This window comes from Microbacterium umsixpiens (assembly GCF_053543675.1).
The window spans coordinates 1-1,451 of sequence record NZ_JBLVOH010000188.1 but is presented as its reverse complement, the minus strand read 5'-3'; the positions used below and the strand labels follow the sequence as shown (position 1 = coordinate 1,451).

The following is a 1,451-nucleotide window of genomic DNA, read 5'->3' as shown; positions in this document are numbered from 1 at the left end:
GACTTCGCTCTCGCCCCCTCTGTCGTGCGGTCCGCAGCGTTGACACCCGAAGGGATGCCCTCCAATGAGGAGCGTGGAATCGGCATGCTGAGGAACGCAAGATATTGGCTGTTGTTCCGGGCCAGGCTTCGCCGCGCTCATCCGCAGCTTCAGTCCTGGAACGTTGCCCGCGCCGCCACACCCCGACCTCTACGTGAGCGGGAAGCTGCCGATGTCCGCCGAATGGGGGACAGACGAGGGCTTGTGTAGCGGAGTAGCGTTATACCCGTTACGTGCTAGCAGTGGATTTGCCAGCGTGTAAATCAACTGGGTGATCGCTGGAGCATTCATCATGAGGCGGCTCACCTATTTCTTAGGAGGAAGCCAAATGAGAAAAGTACTGGCCACGAGTTGCAGTTGGGGCGCCAAGGCTGCGGGGAGTGCGATGCTCGCGATCGCACTCGTCGCGACGGGGGGTCTGTCGGCACAGGCAGCAACGGGGGCCGCGACCGAGGAGGATCCCTTCGACTCGGCTCAGCAGGCTCTAGGCTTATCTGCGACGGATGCGCCAGACCAGGCGCAGGGCGTGACGACGGAAGTCATCGAAGGAGGCGCTGTCGTCTCTCTCGGAGAATTCGATTTGAAGATCAGTGCTGCAGAATTGAATACGTCAACCACTGTGCTGGAGGACGGAGTGCGAGTCATGAGCCTGCTGGATCCAGGAGAAACTTCCACTGACTTTGCAATCGAATTGCCTGAGGGGGCAGAGCTGTCGGCTAGCAACGAAGGGTTCGACGTGATCGTCGATGTCGATGGAATCACCATTACGGTGGGGAGGATCGCTGCCCCTTGGGCCGTTGACGCGGAGGGTAAAGAACTACCGACGTCTTACTCTTTCGATGGCGACATGATTACTCAGCACGTGGATACCCGGGAAGCGACCTATCCCGTGGTCGCAGACCCAGCAGTCACCGTCGGCTGGGGCGCGGACGGGCCTGGCGTTTACTGGAATATGTACGGCTACCAGGCCCAGGCCATTGCGGCGGCATCCGTGGCAACTGTAGGCGTGGCGCTCGCTGGAGGTTGCGGTGGTGCCAGCAAGATTCCGGGCGTGGGCAGCTGGATCGGAACGCTCTGCGGTTTCATCGGCGCTCCGACTCTCGCCAACGTCTGGTCCGGTGTCCGAAGCGCGATCAAGGGCACTTCACTCGCAAGCAGTTCCTGCTACTCGATGCGAATCCCAGTCGGTTCGGGGCTCCATAAGGTCGCGAAGTCGAACTGTGCCTAAACCTACATTCCTGGGTGGGTGGTGGCCCGCTCTCCTGTTCTTTGCTTCACTCCTCGTGGCCGTGACCACCCACATCGATCCGTGGATCATCGGCATCTGCACGGGGTCGCTCATCCTGATCGGCTTCGGTATCGAGTGGTGGGTGCAGCGATCTCGCGGACAGAAACCGCAATGAGAGGGGGGG

Annotated in this window: 1 protein-coding gene; it reads left to right on the top strand. The window is 60.6% G+C overall.

From position 1 onward, the window contains the following. Positions 1–367 precede the first annotated feature (367 nt). Positions 368–1,267, top strand: a complete 900-nt coding sequence (locus ACNPM4_RS17160; RefSeq protein ID WP_448986487.1) for a hypothetical protein — start codon at positions 368–370, stop codon at positions 1,265–1,267. The last annotated feature ends 184 nt before the right edge of the window (positions 1,268–1,451 follow it).